17 protein-coding genes are annotated in these 19,000 nt (G+C 64.7%); all 17 read left to right on the top strand.

The annotated features are described in order from the left end of the window. Positions 1–101: 101 nt before the first annotated feature. The 17 genes from QF040_RS00730 to QF040_RS00650 all read left to right on the top strand — a co-directional run bounded on the left by QF040_RS00730 (position 102) and on the right by QF040_RS00650 (position 18,999). Positions 102–929, top strand: coding sequence for an NAD-dependent epimerase/dehydratase family protein (locus QF040_RS00730; RefSeq protein WP_429609282.1), 828 nt, complete (start codon positions 102–104; stop codon positions 927–929). Beyond that, on the top strand, positions 919–1,809 hold the full coding sequence (locus tag QF040_RS00725; protein WP_429609280.1) for an SMP-30/gluconolactonase/LRE family protein: 891 nt from the start codon (positions 919–921) through the stop codon (positions 1,807–1,809). Before QF040_RS00730 ends, QF040_RS00725 begins: the two co-directional genes overlap by 11 nt. A 38-nt stretch (positions 1,810–1,847) precedes the next feature. Continuing rightward, on the top strand, positions 1,848–2,825 hold the full coding sequence (locus tag QF040_RS00720; protein ID WP_429609279.1) for a TRAP transporter substrate-binding protein: 978 nt from the start codon (positions 1,848–1,850) through the stop codon (positions 2,823–2,825). 143 nt (positions 2,826–2,968) lie between these two features. Next, positions 2,969–3,457, top strand: coding sequence for a TRAP transporter small permease (locus tag QF040_RS00715; protein WP_429609278.1), 489 nt, complete (start codon positions 2,969–2,971; stop codon positions 3,455–3,457). Positions 3,458–3,465: 8 nt separating this feature from the next. Then, positions 3,466–4,761, top strand: coding sequence for a TRAP transporter large permease (locus QF040_RS00710; RefSeq protein WP_013540342.1), 1,296 nt, complete (start codon positions 3,466–3,468; stop codon positions 4,759–4,761). A 19-nt stretch (positions 4,762–4,780) separates the two neighbouring features. Further along, the gene (garD, locus tag QF040_RS00705) at positions 4,781–6,364 is read left to right on the top strand and encodes a galactarate dehydratase (protein WP_429609277.1); all 1,584 of its coding nucleotides are present in this window, start codon (positions 4,781–4,783) and stop codon (positions 6,362–6,364) included. A 20-nt stretch (positions 6,365–6,384) separates the two neighbouring features. Further along, the gene (locus tag QF040_RS00700) at positions 6,385–7,146 is read left to right on the top strand and encodes an SDR family NAD(P)-dependent oxidoreductase (RefSeq protein WP_307643114.1); all 762 of its coding nucleotides are present in this window, start codon (positions 6,385–6,387) and stop codon (positions 7,144–7,146) included. 72 nt (positions 7,147–7,218) lie between these two features. Next, positions 7,219–8,202 carry a tripartite tricarboxylate transporter substrate binding protein gene (locus QF040_RS00695; RefSeq protein ID WP_307604963.1) on the top strand — a complete coding sequence of 328 codons (984 nt, stop codon included), beginning with the start codon at positions 7,219–7,221 and terminating at the stop codon, positions 8,200–8,202. A gap of 10 nt (positions 8,203–8,212) precedes the next feature. Further along, positions 8,213–9,277 (top strand): lactonase family protein, encoded by a 1,065-nt coding sequence (locus tag QF040_RS00690; protein WP_429609276.1) that lies wholly within the window; start codon positions 8,213–8,215, stop codon positions 9,275–9,277. Positions 9,278–9,339: 62 nt separating this feature from the next. After that, positions 9,340–10,332: a Bug family tripartite tricarboxylate transporter substrate binding protein gene (locus QF040_RS00685; protein ID WP_429609275.1), complete on the top strand. Its 993-nt coding sequence runs from the start codon at positions 9,340–9,342 to the stop codon at positions 10,330–10,332. A gap of 112 nt (positions 10,333–10,444) precedes the next feature. Continuing rightward, the gene (gene asd, locus QF040_RS00680; RefSeq protein WP_429614589.1) at positions 10,445–11,296 is read left to right on the top strand and encodes an archaetidylserine decarboxylase; all 852 of its coding nucleotides are present in this window, start codon (positions 10,445–10,447) and stop codon (positions 11,294–11,296) included. A 179-nt stretch (positions 11,297–11,475) separates the two neighbouring features. Beyond that, positions 11,476–11,901: a winged helix-turn-helix transcriptional regulator gene (locus tag QF040_RS00675; protein ID WP_429609274.1), complete on the top strand. Its 426-nt coding sequence runs from the start codon at positions 11,476–11,478 to the stop codon at positions 11,899–11,901. Positions 11,902–11,979: 78 nt separating this feature from the next. After that, on the top strand, positions 11,980–12,330 hold the full coding sequence (locus tag QF040_RS00670; RefSeq protein ID WP_013540334.1) for an FKBP-type peptidyl-prolyl cis-trans isomerase: 351 nt from the start codon (positions 11,980–11,982) through the stop codon (positions 12,328–12,330). Positions 12,331–12,485: 155 nt separating this feature from the next. Further along, positions 12,486–13,052 (top strand): nucleotide exchange factor GrpE, encoded by a 567-nt coding sequence (gene grpE, locus QF040_RS00665; protein WP_080559369.1) that lies wholly within the window; start codon positions 12,486–12,488, stop codon positions 13,050–13,052. A gap of 113 nt (positions 13,053–13,165) precedes the next feature. Further along, positions 13,166–15,106 carry a molecular chaperone DnaK gene (gene dnaK / locus QF040_RS00660; protein WP_429609273.1) on the top strand — a complete coding sequence of 647 codons (1,941 nt, stop codon included), beginning with the start codon at positions 13,166–13,168 and terminating at the stop codon, positions 15,104–15,106. A 108-nt stretch (positions 15,107–15,214) separates the two neighbouring features. After that, on the top strand, positions 15,215–16,354 hold the full coding sequence (gene dnaJ, locus QF040_RS00655; protein ID WP_013540331.1) for a molecular chaperone DnaJ: 1,140 nt from the start codon (positions 15,215–15,217) through the stop codon (positions 16,352–16,354). Between the two features lie 722 nt (positions 16,355–17,076). After that, the gene (locus tag QF040_RS00650) at positions 17,077–18,999 is read left to right on the top strand and encodes a PrkA family serine protein kinase (protein ID WP_013540330.1); all 1,923 of its coding nucleotides are present in this window, start codon (positions 17,077–17,079) and stop codon (positions 18,997–18,999) included. Position 19,000: the final 1 nt, after the last annotated feature.

Genomic DNA, 19,000 nt, shown 5'->3' with positions numbered 1-19,000 from the left:
TTTCGTGACGTATTGCGACCTGACTGCCCCGGCATCGTAACGGCGGCTCCGGCGAAAGCATTCCACCGCTTCACCCCTTCATCACACCCGAAAAAACGTCGATGTCCCAACAAGCTTCCAACAACAAGCTCGATCGGCTGCTGCTGACGGGCGCCGCCGGCGGCCTCGGCAAGGTGCTGCGCGAGCGGCTCAAGCCTTACGCGAAGGTGCTTCGCCTCTCGGACATCGCATCGCTGGCCGCTGCTGCCGATGCGAGCGAAGAAGTCGTGCCCTGCGATCTCTCGGACAAGGCCGCGGTGCATGCGCTGCTGGAAGGCTGCGACGCGATCGTGCACCTGGGCGGCGTGTCGGTCGAGCGGCCGTTCGAGGAAATCCTCGAAGCCAACATCAAGGGCATCTTCAACGTCTACGAAGCCGCGCGCCGCCACGGCGTCAAGCGCGTGGTGTTCGCGAGCTCCAATCACGTGATCGGCTTCTACAAGCAGAGCGAGCACATCGATGCGCATGCGGCGCGCCGCCCCGACGGCTACTACGGCCTGTCGAAATCCTTCGGCGAGGACATGGCGCAGTTCTACTTCGACCGCTGGGGCATCGAGACGGTGAGCATCCGCATCGGCTCGTCGTTCCCCGAGCCGCTCAACCGCCGGATGATGAGCACCTGGCTCAGCTACCGCGACCTGACGACGCTGATCGAGAAGTCGCTCTTCACGCCCGATGTGAAGCACACAGTCGTCTACGGCATGTCTGCCAACCGCGACGTGTGGTGGGACAACAGCGCCGCCGCGCACCTGGGCTTCGTGCCGCAAGACAGCTCCGAGGTCTTCCGCGACAAGGTCGAGGCGCAACCGCCGGTCGCGCCGACCGATCCGAACTCCATCTACCAGGGCGGCGCCTTCACCGCGCAAGGCCCGTTCGGCGATGAAGGCTGAGCTCGTTCTCGATGCGCGCAACGGCACCGGTGAAAGCCCGGTGTGGCATGCCGCGGAGCAGGCGCTCTACTGGGTGGACATCCCCGCGCGCGCACTGAACCGCTGGCATGCGAGCGAGGGCCACGCGCAGTGGCATGCGAATGAAATGATCGCCTGCATCGCGCCACGCGCCGATGCGCCCGGTGCGTGGATCGCCGGCATGGAAAGCGGCCTGTTCTCGCTGCAGCCGCAGGCCGACGGGACACTCGCCACGACATCGCTCGCGCCTGTCGCGCACGCCGCACCGGCCATGCGCTTCAACGACGGCCGCTGCGACCGCCAGGGCCGCTTCTGGGCCGGCACGATGCTGTTGGACATGGCCGCTGGCGCACGCGTCGGCCGCCTGTACAACTATGGCAAAGGCATCGACACCGCCACCCTGCAGCTGGACGACCTCATCGTGCCCAACGGCCTCGCCTTCAGCCCCGATGGCCGCACGATGTACCTCTCGGACTCGCACCCGAGCGTGCAGGCGATCTGGGTCTTCGACTACGACACCGACACAGGCACGCCGAGCAACCGCCGCCTCTTCGTCGACATGAAGCCCCTGCCCGGCCGCCCCGATGGCGCAGCCATCGACGTGGACGGCTGCTACTGGATCTGCGGCAACGACGCCGGCCTCGTGCACCGCTTCACGCCCGATGGCCGGCTCGACCGTTCGCTCGAAGTGCCGGTGAAGAAGCCCGCGATGTGCGCCTTCGGCGGCCCGGCGCTCGACACGCTCTTCGTCACCTCGATCCGCCCCGGTGGCATCGACTTGGCCGACCAGCCATTGGCCGGCGGCGTGTTTGCCCTCCGGCCCGGCGTGCAAGGCGTTCCCGAGCCGGCCTTCGGCGCTTGACCTTTTTTTGACAACCACCAAGCAAGAGGATGAGACAAATGAAATTCACCAAGACCCTGATCGCAATTTCCGCGTGCGCCGCAGCCGCGCTGACCACACTGGCTGCACACGCCACCGAATTCCGCTCGGCCGACATCCATCCCGACGACTACCCCACCGTGACCGCGGTGAAGTTCATGAGCGAGCGCCTGAAGGCGCTGTCGGGCGGCAAGCACACCATCAAGGTGTTCAACAACAGCTCGCTCGGCAGCGAGAAGGACACCATCGAGCAGACCAAGATCGGCGCGCTGCAGATGGTGCGCGTGAACATCGCCCCGATGAACAACATCTGCGCCGAGACGCAGGTGCCGACCATGCCCTTCCTGTTCCGCTCGGTCGATCACCTGCACAAGGTGCTGGACGGCCCCATCGGCGAGGAAATCCTGAAGTCGTGCGAGAAGCAGGGCTTCGTTGGCCTCGCCTACTACGACAGCGGCGCGCGCTCGATGTTCACCGCCAAGAAGCCGGTGCGCAGCTTTGCCGACATGAAGGGCCTGAAGGTCCGCGTGCAGCAGTCGGACCTGTGGGTGTCGATGCTCGAAGCCATGGGCGCCAACGCCACCCCGATGCCCATGGGCGAGGTCTACACGGGCCTGAAGACCGGCCTGATCGACGCCGCCGAGAACAACTACCCCACCTATGAAAGCGCCCGCGCCTTCGAAGTGGCCAAGTACTACAGCAAGACCGAGCACTCGATGGCGCCCGAGATGCTGCTGTTCTCCAAGCGCGTGTGGGACAAGCTCTCCGCCGAAGAGCAAGGCTGGATCCGCCAGGCCGCCAAGGAGTCGGTGCCCTATATGCGGAAGCAATGGGAAGAGCGCGAGATCAAGTCGCTCGCCACGGTGAAGGCCGGCGGCGCCGAGATCATCGAAGTCGACAAGGCCCCGTTCCAGGCCGCGATGAAGCCGGTGTACGACAAGTTCATCACCGACGCGAAGCTGAAGGACCTGGTCAAGCGCGTGCAGGACACGAAGTAAGCAAGTCAGTCGGTTGAATTGGCTCCTTCCCCCGCTGGGGGAAGGCCGGGATGGGGGCATGACAGCGCTGGCATCGAGACGCCGCTTGCCCCCACCCCCGCCCCCCCCCGGAAGGGGAGGGAGAAAGACAAAGAAGAACTCACATGTACACCAAACTTTGCCGCACCCTCGCCCGTGCCTGCATGTGGTTGGGCATCCTCGGTCTCGTCGCGGTGATCTGCGCGGTGAGCTGGCAGGTGTTCGGCCGCTATGTGCTCAACAACACCCCGACCTGGGCTGAAAGTCTCGCGCTGCTGCTGGTGATCTACGTCACGATGTTCGGCGTGGCCGTCGGCGTGCGCGACGCGGGCCACATCGGCCTCGAATCGTTCCTGGTGCTCGCGCCCGACTGGCTGCGCCTGAAGATGGAATACCTGATCCACGCGCTCATCCTCGTCTTCGGACTGGCCATGGCCTGGAATTGCGCCTCGCTCGCCGAATCGGTGTGGGACTACCGACTGCCCACGTTGTGGATTTCGGAAGGCTGGAAATACGTGCCCGCGTCAATTGCCGGCGTGCTCATCGTGATGTTCTCCATCGAACACATCATCGCTTTGGCCCAGGGCCGCGAAGTAGAACCCGCCTGGGGCTGAACCGAATCATGACGATCCCTCTCCTCATTCTTTGCCTCTCGTTCACGGTCTTCCTGCTGCTGGGCGTGCCGGTTGCTTTCTCCATCGGCCTCTCGGCCCTGGCCACGCTGCTGTATGAAGGCCTGCCGCTCGCGGTGGGCTTCCAGCAGATGACCTCGGGCATGGGCATCTTCTCGTTCCTTGCGATTCCGTTCTTCATCTTTGCCGGCGAGCTGATGCTCTATGGCGGCATCGCGGACCGCATCGTCAACTTCGCGCGCAACCTCGTGGGCCACGTGCGCGGCGGCCTCGGCATGTCGAACGTGGTGGCCTGCACGCTGTTCGGCGGCGTCTCGGGTTCGCCCGTGGCGGACGTCTCGGCCATGGGCGCCGTGATGATCCCGATGATGAAGAAGGAGGGCTATCACGCCGACTACGCGGTCAACGTGACGACCCACGCGGCGCTCGTCGGCGCGCTGATGCCGACCAGCCACAACCTGATCATCTATTCGCTCGCGGCGGGCGGCAAGGTGTCGATCGCGGCGCTGATCCTGGCGGCGCTGCTGCCGGCGGCCGTGCTCACCATCAGCAACCTCGCGGCCGCCTACCTGGTGGCGGTCAAGCGCGGCTATCCCGCCGGCAGCTTCCCGGGCTGGGCCATCGTGGCGCGTTCGTTCGCAGCGGCGCTGCCGGGCCTCTTCATCGTGGTGCTGATCCTCGGCGGCATCTTGTCGGGCATCTTCACGGCGACCGAATCGGCGGCGGTCGCGGTGCTCTATGCGCTGGGCCTCACGATCTTCGTGTACCGCACGCTGAAGTGGGAGCACTTCATCAAGGCGGCATCGAAAGCGGTGCGCACCACCGGCGTGATCCTGCTGCTGATCGGCATCTCGAGCACCTTCGGCTACCTCATCAGCCTGTACGGCGTGGCCGAGCTCACGGGCCAGATGCTCTCGCAGATCACGACCACGCCGTGGATGATCTTCCTGCTCATCAACATCATTCTGTTCGTGCTGGGCACCTTCCTGGACATGGCCGCGACGATCCTGCTGTGCACGCCGATCTTCCTGCCGATCGCCCAGCACTACGGCATGACGTCGGTGCAGTTCGGCGTCGTGATGCTGATCAACTGCGCGCTCGGCCTGAACACGCCGCCGGTGGGCACGACGCAGTTCGTCGGTTGCGCGATCGGCGGTGTGTCGGTGGGGACGGTGATGAAGACCATCTGGCCGTTCTACGGCGCGCTGATCTTCGCCCTCGGCGTGGTCACTTTTGTCCCCGCGTTCTCCACCTGGCTGCCCGGCCTCTTCATGGTGGTGAAGTAAGAAAAGAAAGGGCCCCACGATGGCCGAGACGAACACCCGCCCCCCGCTCTACATCCGCATCCACGCGGCCGACAACGTCGCCATCGTCGCGAACGACGGTGGCCTGAAGGCCGGCGCGACGTTCGCCGATGGCCTCGTGCTGGTGGACAACGTGCCGCAAGGCCACAAGGTGGCACTCGCCGACCTGGCCGAAGGCGATGCCATCGTTCGCTACAACGTGGTGATCGGCTACGCCCAGAAGGCGCTGCCGCGCGGCAGTTGGGTGCACGAACGCGTGATGCGCATGCCGACGGCGCCCGAGCTCGACGGCCTGCCCATCGCGACGGTCAAGCCCCCTGCCCTGCCGCCGCTGGAGGGCTACACCTTCGAGGGCTACCGCAACGCCGACGGCTCGGTGGGCTCGCGCAACATCCTGGCCATCACGCAGACCGTGCAGTGCGTGGCCGGCGTCACCGAGTTCGCGGTGCAGCGCATCAAGGCCGAGCTGCTGCCGAAGTTTCCGAACGTCGACGACGTGGTGGCGCTGGAACACAGCTACGGCTGCGGCGTCGCCATCGATGCGCCCGACGCGATCATTCCGATCCGCACGCTGCGCAACATCAGCCTCAACCCGAATTTCGGCGGCGAGGTGATGGTGGTGAGCCTGGGCTGCGAGAAGCTGCAGCCGGAGCGCCTGCTGCCGCCGGGCACCATTCCGATCGCCGACCAGCGCGGCGAGAACGTGGCTACCGCCGATGCGCCGCTCGATGTGGTGTGCCTGCAGGACGACGCGCACGTCGGCTTCATGTCGATGATCGATTCGGTGATGCGCCAGGCCGAGGTGCATCTCGCGCGCCTGAATGCACGCCGCCGCGAGACCGTGCCCGCGAGCGAACTCGTGGTGGGCGTGCAGTGCGGCGGCAGCGATGCCTTCTCGGGCGTGACCGCGAACCCGGCCGTGGGCTTTGCGACCGACCTCCTGGTGCGCGCGGGCGCCACCGTGATGTTCTCTGAAACCACCGAGGTGCGCGACGGCATCGACCAGCTCACCTCGCGCGCCTCGTCGCCCGAAGTGGCCGAGGCCATGATCCGCGAGATGGCCTGGTACGACGCCTACCTGCAGAAGGGGCGCGTCGACCGCAGCGCCAACACCACGCCGGGCAACAAGAAGGGTGGGCTCTCCAACATCGTCGAGAAGGCGATGGGCTCGATCGTGAAGTCGGGCTCCGCGCCGATCACCGGCGTGCTCTCGCCCGGCGAGAAGGCCAGGCAGAAGGGCCTGATCTACGCGGCGACGCCCGCCAGCGACTTCATCTGCGGCACGCTGCAACTGGCCGCGGGCATCAACCTGCACATCTTCACCACCGGCCGCGGCACGCCCTATGGCCTCGCCGAAGTGCCGGTCATCAAGGTCGCCACGCGCAGCGACCTCGCGCGCCGCTGGCACGACCTGATGGACGTGAACGCGGGCCGCATTGCCGACGGCGACGCCACCATCGAGGACGTGGGCTGGGAGCTGTTCCGGCTGATGCTCGACGTGGCCAGCGGCAAGAAGAAAACCTGGGCGGAGCACTGGAAGCTGCACAACGCGCTCGTGCTGTTCAACCCCGCACCCGTGACCTGACACATCGAAAGGAAGCATCCATGGAAGACCTCAAGGACAAGACCGCGCTCGTCACCGGCGCCAGCACCGGCATCGGTGCCGCGGTGGCCATCGCCTTCGCCGCGCGCGGCATGCGCGTGGCGGTGCACTACAACAGCTCGGCCGATGCCGCGAACCAGGTGGTGGAAACCATCCGCGCCGCCGGCGGCACCGCATTCACGGTGAAGGCCGACGTGCGCGACACCGCTGCGATCCGCGCCTGCGTGAAGGAAAGCGCGGCGCAGCTCGGCCGCATCGACGTGCTGGTGAACAACGCCGGCAGCCTGGTCAAGCGCGTGCCCATCGCCGAATTCGACGATGCGCTGTTCGACGAGGTGATGCACATCAACGCGCGCTCGGTGCTCGCGTTCTGCCGCGAGGTGGTGCCGCTGATGCGCACGCAGGGCGGCGGCAACATCATCAACGTGACCTCGGTCGCGGCGCGCACCGGCGGCGGGCCGGCCGCGTATCTGTATGCGGGATCGAAGGGCTTCGTGAGCACCGCGACGCACGGCCTCGCGAAGGAACTGGTGGGCGACCGCATCCGCGTGAACGCGGTCGCGCCGGGCGTGATCCAGACGCCCTTTCAAGACCGCTTCTCGACGCCTGCGATGCTGGAGAACTTCAGGGCGAGCATTCCGATGGGCCGCATCGGCGAGCCCGAGGAATGCGTGGGTGCCTTTCTCTATCTCGCCTCGGAGCAGCTCTCGGGCTATGTGACGGGCCAGGTCATCGAGGTGAATGGCGGGCAGTACATGCCCTGACATTGTTTGGAGAGACGGCCCTCGCCACGGGGCCGTTCGTGGATCAGATCAACAACGGAGACAAGAGACATCATGAAAAGAAGCACCCTCGTTCGCGGCCTTGCAGCCTTCTCGGCCACCGCCGCGCTCTCGCTCGGCCTGGCCCCGGCGGCCTTCGCGCAGGCCGCCAACGACTTCCCGAACCGCACCATCGAACTGCTCGTGCCCTATCAGCCGGGCGGCGGCACCGACGGCCTTGCGCGCGCTTTCTCGGAAGCGAGCCGCAAGCACATCTCGCAGAGCATCGTGATCGTCAACCGCCCAGGTGCGGGCGGCGCCATCGGCTGGACCGAGGTGATCAACGCCAAGCCCGACGGCTACAAGCTCGCGGTGCTCACGGTCGAGCTGCTCACGCTGCCGCATCTGGGCCTGGCCAAGTTCAATTACGACGACTTCCAGCCTATTGCGCAGCTCAATGCCGATCCGGCAGCGATCACCGTGAAGGCCGATGCGCCGTGGAACACCATCGAAGAATTCCTCGCCGCCGCGAAGAAGTCGCCCGAGAGCATCCGCGTGGGCAATTCGGGCAATGGCTCGATCTGGCACCTGGCGGCCGCGGCGCTCGAAGACAAGACCGGCACCAAGTTCGGCCACATCCCGTTCCAGGGTGCGGCGCCCGCGGTGCTCGCGCTGCTGGGCGGCCACATCGAAGCCGTGGCCGTGAGCCCGGCCGAAGTGACGACGCATGTGCAGGGCGGCAAGCTCAAGGTGCTGATGGTGATGGCCGACAAACGCGTGAAGGGCTTCGAGAAGGTGCCGACCGCCAAGGAGCGCGGCATCGATTTGTCGATCGGTACCTGGCGCGGCATCGGCGCGCCGAAGAACACACCGCCCGAAGTAATGGCCAAGCTGCGCGAGATCACCGCCAAGACGGCCGCCGAGCCGCTGATGCACGAGGTGATGGACAAGCAGAACCTGGGCTACGTCTACACCGACGGCGCCGTCTTCAAGGAGACGCTGGCCAAGGACAACGTGTATTTCAAGCAGCTGATCACCAAGCTCAACATCAAGCCCTGAGCACGCGGTCATGAAAAAAACCATCGCATCGCTGCTGTGGCTGGTCATGGCCGGCCAAGCTTCTGCCGCCACCTGGGTCTACGTGTCGAACGCCGACAGCCAGGAGATCTCGGTGCTCGCGCTCGACCGCGACAAGGGCACGCTCACGCCGGTGCAGACGCTCGCGGTCGGCGGCACGGTGATGCCGATGGTGGTGAGCCACGACAAGCGCGTGCTGTATGCCGCGCTGCGCTCGCAGCCGTTCCGCGTGGCGTCGATGTCGATCGACGCCGCCACCGGCAAGCTGCAGAAGCTCGGCGAGGCGCCGCTCGCCGACAGCATGGCCAACATCGACCTCGACGCGAGCGGCAAGTGGCTCTTCGCGGCCTCCTACCAGGGCGGCAAGATCTCGGTGAACGCCATCGGCAAGGACGGCACCGTCGGCGCCATCCAGCAACTGGTGCAGACTGGACCGAACGCGCACGCGATCCATGCGGATGCCGCCAATCGCTACGTGCTCGCGACCAGCCTGGGCGGCGACAACATTTCCAGCTGGCGCTTCGATGCCGAGAAGGGCCTGCTGTCGCCGAACGACCCGGCGCTGACGACGACCGCGGCAAAAGCCGGACCGCGCCACTTCGTCTGGGACAAGGCGCAGCGCCATGTCTACCTGCTCGATGAACTCGATGCGGCACTGCACGTGTTCGCGTGGGATGCCGCACGCGGCACGCTGAAGCTCGCGCAGAGCACGACCACGCTGCCCGCCGGATTCAGCGGCAAGCCCTGGGCGGCCGACCTGCACCTGACGCCGGACGGCCGCTACCTGTATGCGTCGGAACGCACGTCGAGCACGCTGTCGGCGTTCAAGGTCGACGCGGCCACCGGACAACTGCAGCCGCTGGGCCAGACGCCGACCGAGAAAGGTCCGCGCGGTTTCGCGATCGATCCAAGCGGCCGCTACCTGATCGCGGCGGGCCAGGAGTCGCACAGCATTTCGCTCTACGCCATCGATGCCGCGACCGGCGCACTCGGCAAGCCCGAGCGCCTGGCCGTGGGCAAGAACCCGAACTGGATCGAGATCGTGGACCTGCCCTGAACGGCTGAAGTCCGCCCATCGCCCCAACGCCGATCGCCCATCAACACACTGGAGACAAAGACATGCAACGCCGCACACTGATTCGAACCGCCCTCGCCTCTTCGCTCGCCACGGCACTGCCCGCGTTCGCGCAGAGCAGCAACACCTGGCCGACGGGCAAGGCCATCACCTACCTCGTGCCCTTTCCCGCGGGCGGCACCACCGACGTGCTGGGCCGGCTGATCGGGCAGAAGCTGGGCACCGTGCTGGGCACGAGCGTGATCATCGACAACAAGGGCGGCGCCGGCGGCAGCGTGGGCTCGGAGATCGGCGCGCGCGCGGCGCCCGATGGCTTCACGCTGGTGGGCGGCACGATCAGCTCGCACGCGATCAACGTGAGCCTGTATCCCAAGATCGGCTACGACCCGCAGAAGTCGTTCGCGCCGGTGACGCTGATCGGCACCAACCCGGTGGTGCTGGTGGTGAACCAGGCGAGCCCCTACAAGACGCTGAAGGACGTGCTGGACGCGAGCAAGGCGAAGTCGGGCGGGCTCTCGTCGGCCTCGGCGGGCACGGGCACGTCTCAGCACCTGTCGCTGGAACTGCTGGCCTTCAAGTCGGGCGTGAAGTTCACGCACATTCCCTACAAGGGCAGCGGCCCGGCCATCCAGGACGTCATAGGCGGCCAGGTCGACATGATGTTCGACACGACGGTGGTGGCGGGCCCGCACATCCAGAGCGGCAAGCTGCGCGCCATTGCGGTCACCTCCGCCAAGCGACTGGCCTCGATGCCCGACGTGCCGACGGTGGCCGAATCGGGCATCGCTGGGCTGAAGGATTTCGAAGTGGTGTCGTGGCAGGCGATCTTCGTGCCCGCAGGCACGCCGGCACCGGTCGTCGAGCGGCTGCACACGGAGATCCGCAAGATCCTCGCAACCCCCGAAATGCAGGACAAGCTCAAGGGCTTCGGCATGGAGCCGGCAGATCTCTCGACGGCGCAGATCGCGGCGTTCCAGAAGGCCGAGGTCGAGAAGTGGGCCGGGGTGATCAAGGCTGCCGGCATCAAGGCGGAGTAAGTCGTTCGCCGCCGGCCGGCACCCACGCACAACCGAGGGAAGCTTCCTACGCTTCTTGGGGAGGGCGCTTTATAGAATGCCCCTCCGATCCGCATTCGAGGCTTCCCACAACGTGTCCGACCGCTCCGCAGTTCTGCCCCAATACCTGTTCCCCAAGCAGGCCCTGACCAATTTCGCCGGCTGGGTCGCGGGGAAGGAACGCGGTGCCGTCACGACGTGGATCATTCGCCGCTTCGTCGCCAAGTACGGCGTCGACATGGGCGAGGCGCTCGAGTCCGACATCGAGCACTACAAAAGCTTTAACCAGTTCTTCACGCGCGCGCTCAAGCCCGGCATGCGCCCGCTCGCGCAGGCCGACCTCGTCAGCCCTGTGGACGGCGCCATCAGCCAGTTCGGCGCGATCGAAGGCGACCAGATCTTCCAGGCCAAGGGCCACAACTACACGACCACCGCGCTGGTCGGCGGCGACGCGGCGCTGGCAGCGAAGTTCGCGCACGGCAGCTTCGCCACGCTCTACCTGAGCCCCAAGGACTACCACCGCATCCACATGCCGTGCGACGGGCGCCTCGTGCGCATGATCCACGTGCCCGGCGACCTGTTCTCGGTGAACCCGACCACCGCGCGCGGCGTGCCCGGCCTCTTTGCGCGCAACGAGCGCGTGGTGTGCGTCTTCGAATCGGCGCGCGGCCCCTTCGTGCTGGTGCTCGTGGGCGCCACCATCGTCGGCAGCATGGCCACCGTGTGGCACGGCGTGGTCAATCCGCCGCGCGTGGGCGAGCTGCGCGAGTGGAGCTACAACGACCAGCAGATCGACATCAGGAAGGGCGACGAGATGGGCCGTTTCTTGCTCGGCTCGACCGTTGTCATGCTGTTCCCGGCGCCCGCGCTGGCGTTCAACCCCGACTGGTCGCCCACCCGCGCGATCCGTCTGGGCGAAGCCATGGCCAACTACACGAATTTGTGAGGCTTTGTCTCACAGCCCGCATGCAGCATGCCCTTACAGCTATAAAACTAGTAGCATCCACATCGTTTGCGCTATAGTCGCCGGCCAGCAGGACGGTCCATAACCAATCACAAACAAGAGCGCGCGGCATCGGCCAGCCAGAGGCCCGCAGCCCGCCCAGCTTCGAGGAGATGATGTCGATGAGTACCAAGGAAAACGCAGCCGTCAGCCAGTTGCTCGCACTGCTCGAAGCCCGCTATGCGCTGCGTGTGCTCTGGGCCCTGCGCGACGGCCATGCCCAGACCTTCCGCCTGCTGCAGGACAGCGTGGGCGGCATCACTCCCAACACCCTGAACACCCGCATCAAGGAACTGCGCGAGGCCGGCCTCGTGAGCCACGGCAGCGACGGCTATTGCCTCACCTTGAGCGGGCAGGACCTGCTCAAGCGGCTGTCCGACCTGCAGGCCTTTGCCGGCAAATGGCAGTTGGGGCAACTCAAGAAGGCGGCCGCACCGGCTGCTCCCACGGCCACTGCTGCGCCGGCGGTGCCCGTCACATCTCCGGCTCCTTCTTCCTCCTCGCCTTCTTCTGCTCCCCCTTCGCCGCCCGCCGACACGACGAGCTGAAGAGGCCGTCAGCCGGCATCGGTAAACTCCGCGCCTTCGATCCAATTCACCATTCATCGACGCAAGGAGCGTTTTCCCATGCCTACCACTCCCTCCGGCCTCCAGTACGAAGACACCGAAGTCGGCACCGGCGCCGAAGCCAAGGCTGGCCAGCACGTGCATGTGCACTACACCGGCTGGCTCTACAACGACGGCGTGCAAGGCGCCAAGTTCGATTCGAGCCGCGACCGCAACGACCCCTTCGCGTTCTCGCTCGGCGCCGGCCAGGTCATCAAGGGCTGGGACGAAGGCGTCGCCGGCATGAAGATCGGCGGCAAGCGCACGCTGATCATTCCCGCATCGCTGGGCTATGGCGCCCGCGGCGCCGGTGGCGTGATCCCGCCGAACGCCACCCTGAAGTTCGACGTCGAACTGCTCGACGCGCACTGATCGCTCCCTGCCACGGTTGGCGCACAGGCCCGATTTCGGGCCTTTTTCATGCCTCCACGGCCCCTTTTTCCGCATTTTTTCGCTTGAAATGCCTCTGGCCAGCCCCAAGTGGCTGGCTATCGTTTGTTTTCCCGGCGCACGCCGTTCTTTGAAAAATGTCTGACCCGCAACAATCCGCACAGAATTCGCAAATGCTGCAAGGCGAGCCCAGTCCCGAAGAACTGGAGGCCGCGCAGGCCGCCAATGAAGCCGACGCCTTGGCCGCGGCGCAAGGCGAGCTGGCTGCGCTGCAAGCCAAGAACGCCGAATTGGCCGATCAATACCTGCGCGCCCAGGCCGACGTTCAAAACGCCCGCCGCCGTGCCGACGACGAAATCACCAAGGCCCGCAAATTCGCGGTCGAGGCCTTTGCCGAAAGCCTGCTGCCGGTGACCGACAGCCTGGAAGCCGGCTTGGCCATCAAGGACGCCACCCCCGAGCAGATCCGCGAAGGCGCCGAAGCCACGCTGCGCCAGTTGAAGAGCGCGCTCGAGCGCAACAAGGTGATCGAAGTGGCGCCCGCCGCCGGCACCAGGTTCGATCCGCACCAGCACCAGGCCATCTCGGTGGTGCCCGCTCCCGAGCAGGAACCCAACACCGTGGTGAGCGTGCTCCAGAAGGGCTACACGATCAACGAGCGCGTGCTGCGCCCGGCGCTGGTCACGGTCAGCGCGCCGAAGTAAGTCATCCGCACACACGATTCCCACAGGAAATCCCCGCTCCATCCCCTTGAATCGAGCCGGGTTATCCACAAGTTCATAACAACATTTTTTTCAGGCTTTCAGGAGTAAAGAACATGGCAAAGATCATCGGCATCGACCTCGGCACCACCAACTCGTGCGTGTCGATCATGGAAGGCAACACCACGCGTGTGATCGAGAACTCGGAAGGTGCGCGCACCACGCCGTCGATCGTCGCGTACCAGGAAGACGGTGAAGTGCTGGTCGGTGCCTCGGCCAAGCGCCAGGCGGTCACCAACCCCAAGAACACGCTGTACGCGATCAAGCGTTTGATCGGCCGCAAGTTCGAGGAAAAGGAAGTGCAGAAGGACATCGACCTGATGCCCTACACCATCGCCAAGGCCGACAACGGCGACGCATGGGTCGAAGTGCGCGGCAAGAAGATGGCGCCGCAGCAGGTCAGCGCCGACATCCTGCGCAAGATGAAGAAGACCGCCGAAGACTATCTCGGCGAAACCATCACCGAAGCCGTGATCACGGTGCCGGCGTACTTCAACGACGCACAGCGCCAAGCCACGAAAGACGCTGGCCGCATCGCGGGCCTGGACGTCAAGCGCATCATCAACGAGCCCACCGCTGCGGCCCTGGCCTTTGGCCTGGACAAGCAGGACAAGGCCGATCGCAAGATCGCCGTGTATGACCTGGGCGGCGGCACCTTCGACGTGTCGATCATCGAAATTGCAGACGTGGACGGCGAGAAGCAGTTCGAAGTGCTGTCGACCAATGGCGACACCTTCCTCGGCGGCGAAGACTTCGACCAGCGCATCATCGACTACATCATTGCCGAGTTCAAAAAGGAACAGGGCGTCGACCTGAGCAAGGATGTGCTGGCACTGCAGCGCCTGAAGGAAGCCGCTGAAAAGGCCAAGATCGAACTGTCGAACAGCGCGCAGACCGACATCAACCTGCCCTACATCACGGCCGATGCCTCGGGTCCGAAGCACCTGAACATCAAGCTCACCCGCGCCAAGCTGGAGAGCCTGGTCGACGAGCTGGTCGAGCGCACCATCGCGCCGTGCCGCCTGGCCATCAAGGATGCAGGCATCAGCGTGAGCGACATCAACGACGTGATCCTGGTCGGCGGCATGACCCGCATGCCCAAGGTGCAGGAAAAGGTGAAGGCCTTCTTCGGCAAGGAACCGCGCAAGGACGTGAACCCCGACGAAGCCGTGGCCGTTGGCGCCGCCATCCAGGGCCAGGTGCTCTCGGGCGACCGCAAGGACGTGCTGCTGCTGGACGTGACCCCTCTGTCGCTCGGTATCGAGACCATGGGCGGCGTGATGACCAAGATGATCACGAAGAACACCACGATCCCGACGAAGTTCGCGCAGACCTTCTCGACCGCGGAAGACAACCAGCCGGCCGTGACGATCAAGGTGTTCCAGGGCGAACGCGAGATCGCCTCGGGCAACAAGGCACTGGGCGAGTTCAACCTCGAAGGCATTCCGCCGGCAGCGCGCGGCACGCCGCAGATCGAAGTGAGCTTCGACATCGACGCCAACGGCATCCTGCACGTCGGCGCGAAGGACAAGGGCACGGGCAAGGAAAACAAGATCACCATCAAGGCGAACTCGGGCTTGAGCGAAGACGAGATCCAGAAGATGGTGAAGGACGCCGAGCTCAACGCCGAAGACGACAAGAAGAAGCTCGAGATCGTGCAGGCCCGCAACCAGGGCGAAGCCATGGTTCACAGCGTGAAGAAGTCGCTGGGCGAGCATGGTGCGAGCCTCGAGGCCGCCGAGAAGGAAGCGATCGAAGCCGCGATCAAGGACGTCGAAGAAGCCCTCAAGGGTGAAGACAAGGCCGTGATCGAGGAAAAGACCAACACGCTGATGACGGCAAGCCAGAAGCTCGGCGAGAAGATGTACGCCGAGTCGCAAGCCGCGGCGGCGGGCGCCTCGGCAGCGAGCGGACCGGCTGGCGCGGAAGCTGCTGCGCATGCGCAGGCCGACGACAACGTGGTCGACGCCGAAGTCAAGGAAGTCAAGAAGGGCTGATCGCCAGCCGCTTGACCAAGGCTGGATCACCCCACGGGGTGCTCCAGCCTTTCTCGCTTCAAGCCACCCGAGTTCCCGCTGCCTCCCGAGCCCCCTGATCGACCTGCCATGGCCACCAAACGCGACTACTACGAAACCCTCGGCGTCCCCAAGAACGCGAACGACGACGAAATCAAGAAGGCTTATCGCAAGCTAGCGATGAAGCACCACCCCGACCGCAACCACGGCGACACCAGCAAGGACGCCGAGGCCAAGTTCAAGGAGGTGAAGGAAGCGTACGAAATGCTGTCCGACGGCCAGAAGCGCGCGGCCTACGACCAGTACGGCCACGCCGGCGTCGACCCCAACATGCGCGGCGGCCCCGGCGCGGAAGGCTTCGGCGGCTTCGCGGAAGCCTTCGGCGACATCTTCGGCGACGTGTTCGGCGGTGCGCGCGGCGGCCGCCAGAGCGGTGGGCGCCAGGTGTTCCGCGGCAGCGACCTGAGCTACGCGATGGAAGTCACGCTCGAGGAAGCGGCCGAGGGCAAGGAAGCACAGATCCGCATTCCCAGCTGGGACAACTGCGACACCTGCAAAGGCTCGGGCGCCAAGCCCGGCACCAAGCCGATCACCTGCACCACCTGCCACGGCGCGGGCGCGGTGCAGATGCGCCAGGGCTTCTTCAGCGTGCAGCAGACCTGCCCGACCTGCCACGGCAGCGGCAAGATCATTCCCGAGCCCTGCACCGTGTGCCATGGCCAGGGCAAGATCAAGAACAACAAGACGCTCGAGGTGAAGATCCCCGCCGGCATCGACGACGGCATGCGCATCCGCAGCACCGGCAACGGCGAACCGGGCACCAACGGCGGGCCTCCGGGCGACCTGTACATCGAAATTCGCCTGAAGAAGCACGAGCTCTTCGAGCGCGACGGCGACGATCTGCACTGCGTGGTGCCGGTCAGCGTGACCACCGCGGCGCTCGGGGGCGAGATCAGCGTGCCTACGCTCAAGGGCGCGGCGGCCATCGACATCCCCGACGGCACGCAGAGCGGCAAGCAGTTCCGCCTGCGCGGCAAGGGCATCAAGGGCGTGCGCTCGAGCTATCCGGGCGACCTGTACTGCCATGTGCGCGTCGAGACGCCGGTGAAGCTCACCGAGCACCAGCGCAAGCTGCTGAAGGAACTGGACGAGTCGCTCAAGAAGGGCGGCGACAAGCACAGCCCGACCGACAAGGGCTGGTTCGACAAGGCCAAGGAATTCTTCAGCTGACCTGAGAGAGAAAGACCCGTTACGCCGCCCGGCACCAAGGGTGTGCGGGAACGATCAGGCCTCGAGCCTCTGCGAGCACCGGTTGCTTCAGGGCCTCGGGGCTTTTCTTCGTCTGCGGGCTCTGCTTTGTCGTCTTTCCTTGCGACGTCCAGCCCCACTTCGTCAAGCCGGTGCATCCAAGCCCTTGCAAGCGCCGTAGAGCACAGAGCCGGTGCCCTCCGCACCGTGACGGTACGCACCGACCGGGCGCTGCGCTGCTTTCCCACGCCGGCATGCGCCAGCCGCTCATGAAAAAGTGGCGCGAGGATTGCTTTTAGATAATTTTCGGATGTGCAATAAACCAAACGACAGATCGCGCGTTATTGCAGGAGAGGATCTTTTTTATTGAGCTACTGCGCTCAATAGGAGTTGTGTTCTCGGGAAAACACCAATGTCGTTCGATATAGGCATTTCACCCGGAGAGAATTGCGCAAGCGAGCCTTTTAATTTATCTGAAATTTTGAAAACTAGTTTGTATTTTTTTGGAACTTTACTCAGGAGTGGGGTCCCCAATAAATAAAACATTTGCCGCTTTGAATGTTTGCTTTATCCTGATTGTTAGCAGAATGTTGTAGGGAGTTTTTTCACCGCATGCAGCGGGGGCGGGCACCTTTAAATGCGCGCATTGCCTTTGCTGCAGGCTCCGGGGCCAAAAGCCCCACTGACCTGATGGAGGCGTGACCATGGATGTGATCAGCAACTTTGCCGCCCGCTACGAGCGCACCCGCGAGGAGGTGATCTCCCTGCAGGAATATCTCGATATCTGCAAGCGCGATCCCACCGCTTACGCCACCGCCTCCGAGCGAATGCTCAAGGCCATCGGCGAGCCCGAGCTGGTCGATACCCGCAACGACCCCCGGCTTTCGCGGATCTTCGCCAACAAGGTCATCAAGATCTATCCGGCGTTCAAGGAGTTCTATGGCATGGAGGACGCCATCGAACAGGTGGTGTCCTATTTCCGCCACGCCGCGCAGGGGCTGGAGGAAAAGAAGCAAATCCTTTACCTGCTCGGGCCGGTCGGCGGCGGCAAGAGCTCCATCGCGGAGCGCCTGAAGCAGCTCATGGAGCATGTGCCCTTCTATGCGATCCATGGTTCGCCGGTGAACGAATCGCCGCTCGGCCTCTTCGATGCGCTCGAAGACGGCGAGATCCTTGAAAAGGAATACGGCATCCCGCGCCGTTACCTGAATCGAATTCTTTCTCCCTGGGCCGTCAAGCGCCTGGAGGAATACGGTGGCGACATCCGCCAGTTCAAGGTGGTCAAGCGCTTCCCCTCGGTGCTCCGGCAGATCGCGGTCGCCAAGACCGAGCCCGGCGACGAGAACAACCAGGACATCTCCTCGCTGGTCGGCAAGGTCGACATCCGCAAGCTGGAGACCTACGCCCAGGACGACCCCGACGCCTACGCCTACTCCGGCGGCCTGTGCCTGGCCAACCAGGGCCTCTTGGAGTTCGTGGAAATGTTCAAGGCGCCCATCAAGGTGCTGCACCCGCTGCTGACAGCCACGCAGGAGAGCAACTTCAAGGGCACCGAGGGTTTCGGCGCCATCCCGTTCGACGGCATCGTGCTCGCGCACAGCAATGAGAGCGAGTGGAAGGCCTTCCGCAACAACAAGAACAACGAGGCTTTCCTCGACCGGATCTACATCGTCAAGGTGCCCTACTGCCTGCGCGCCTCGGAAGAAATCAAGATCTACGAGAAGCTGGTGCGCAACTCGTCGCTGGCGCAGGCGCCCTGCGCCCCCGGCACCCTGCGCATGATGGCGCAGCTCTCGGTGCTCACGCGCCTGAAGGAACCCGAGAACTCCAGCACCTTCAGCAAGATGCAGGTGTACGACGGCGAGAACCTCAAGGACACCGACCCGAAGGCCAAGTCGATCCAGGAGTACCGCGACTACGCGGGCGTCGACGAGGGCATGAGCGGCGTCTCCACGCGCTTCGCCTTCAAGATCATCTCCAAGGTCTTCAACTTCGACAGTTCCGAGGTGGCCGCCAACCCGGTGCACCTGATGTACGTGCTCGAGCAGCAGATCGAGCGCGAGCAGTTCCCGCCGGAGGTCGAGCAGAAGTACATCAGCTACATCAAGGAGCTGCTGGCGCCGCGCTATGCCGAGTTCATCGGCAAGGAAATCCAGACCGCGTACCTGGAGAGCTACAGCGAGTACGGCCAGAACATCTTCGACCGCTACGTGACCTACGCCGACTACTGGATCCAGGACCAGGAGTTCCGCGACGTGGACACCGGCGAAGTGTTCGACCGCGCCTCGCTCAACGCCGAGCTCGAGAAGATCGAGCGGCCCGCCGGCATCGGCAACCCGAAGGACTTCCGCAACGAGATCGTCAACTTCGTGCTGCGCGCACGGGCGGGCAACGCGGGGCGCAACCCGGCGTGGACCAGCTACGAGAAGCTTCGCGCGGTGATCGAGAAGAAGATGTTCTCCAACACCGAAGAGTTGCTGCCGGTGATCAGCTTCAACACCAAGAGCAGCGCCGACGAGCAGAAGAAGCACGAGGACTTCGTCACGCGCATGGTCGAGAAGGGCTACACCGCCAAGCAGGTCCGCCTGCTCTGCGAGTGGTACCTGCGCGTTCGCAAGAGTTCATAAC

This window comes from Variovorax sp. W2I14, from assembly GCF_050435205.1.
GTDB classification, from domain to species: Bacteria; Pseudomonadota; Gammaproteobacteria; order Burkholderiales; family Burkholderiaceae_C; genus Variovorax; species Variovorax paradoxus_C.
This window is presented reverse-complemented; position numbering and strand designations above follow the sequence as displayed.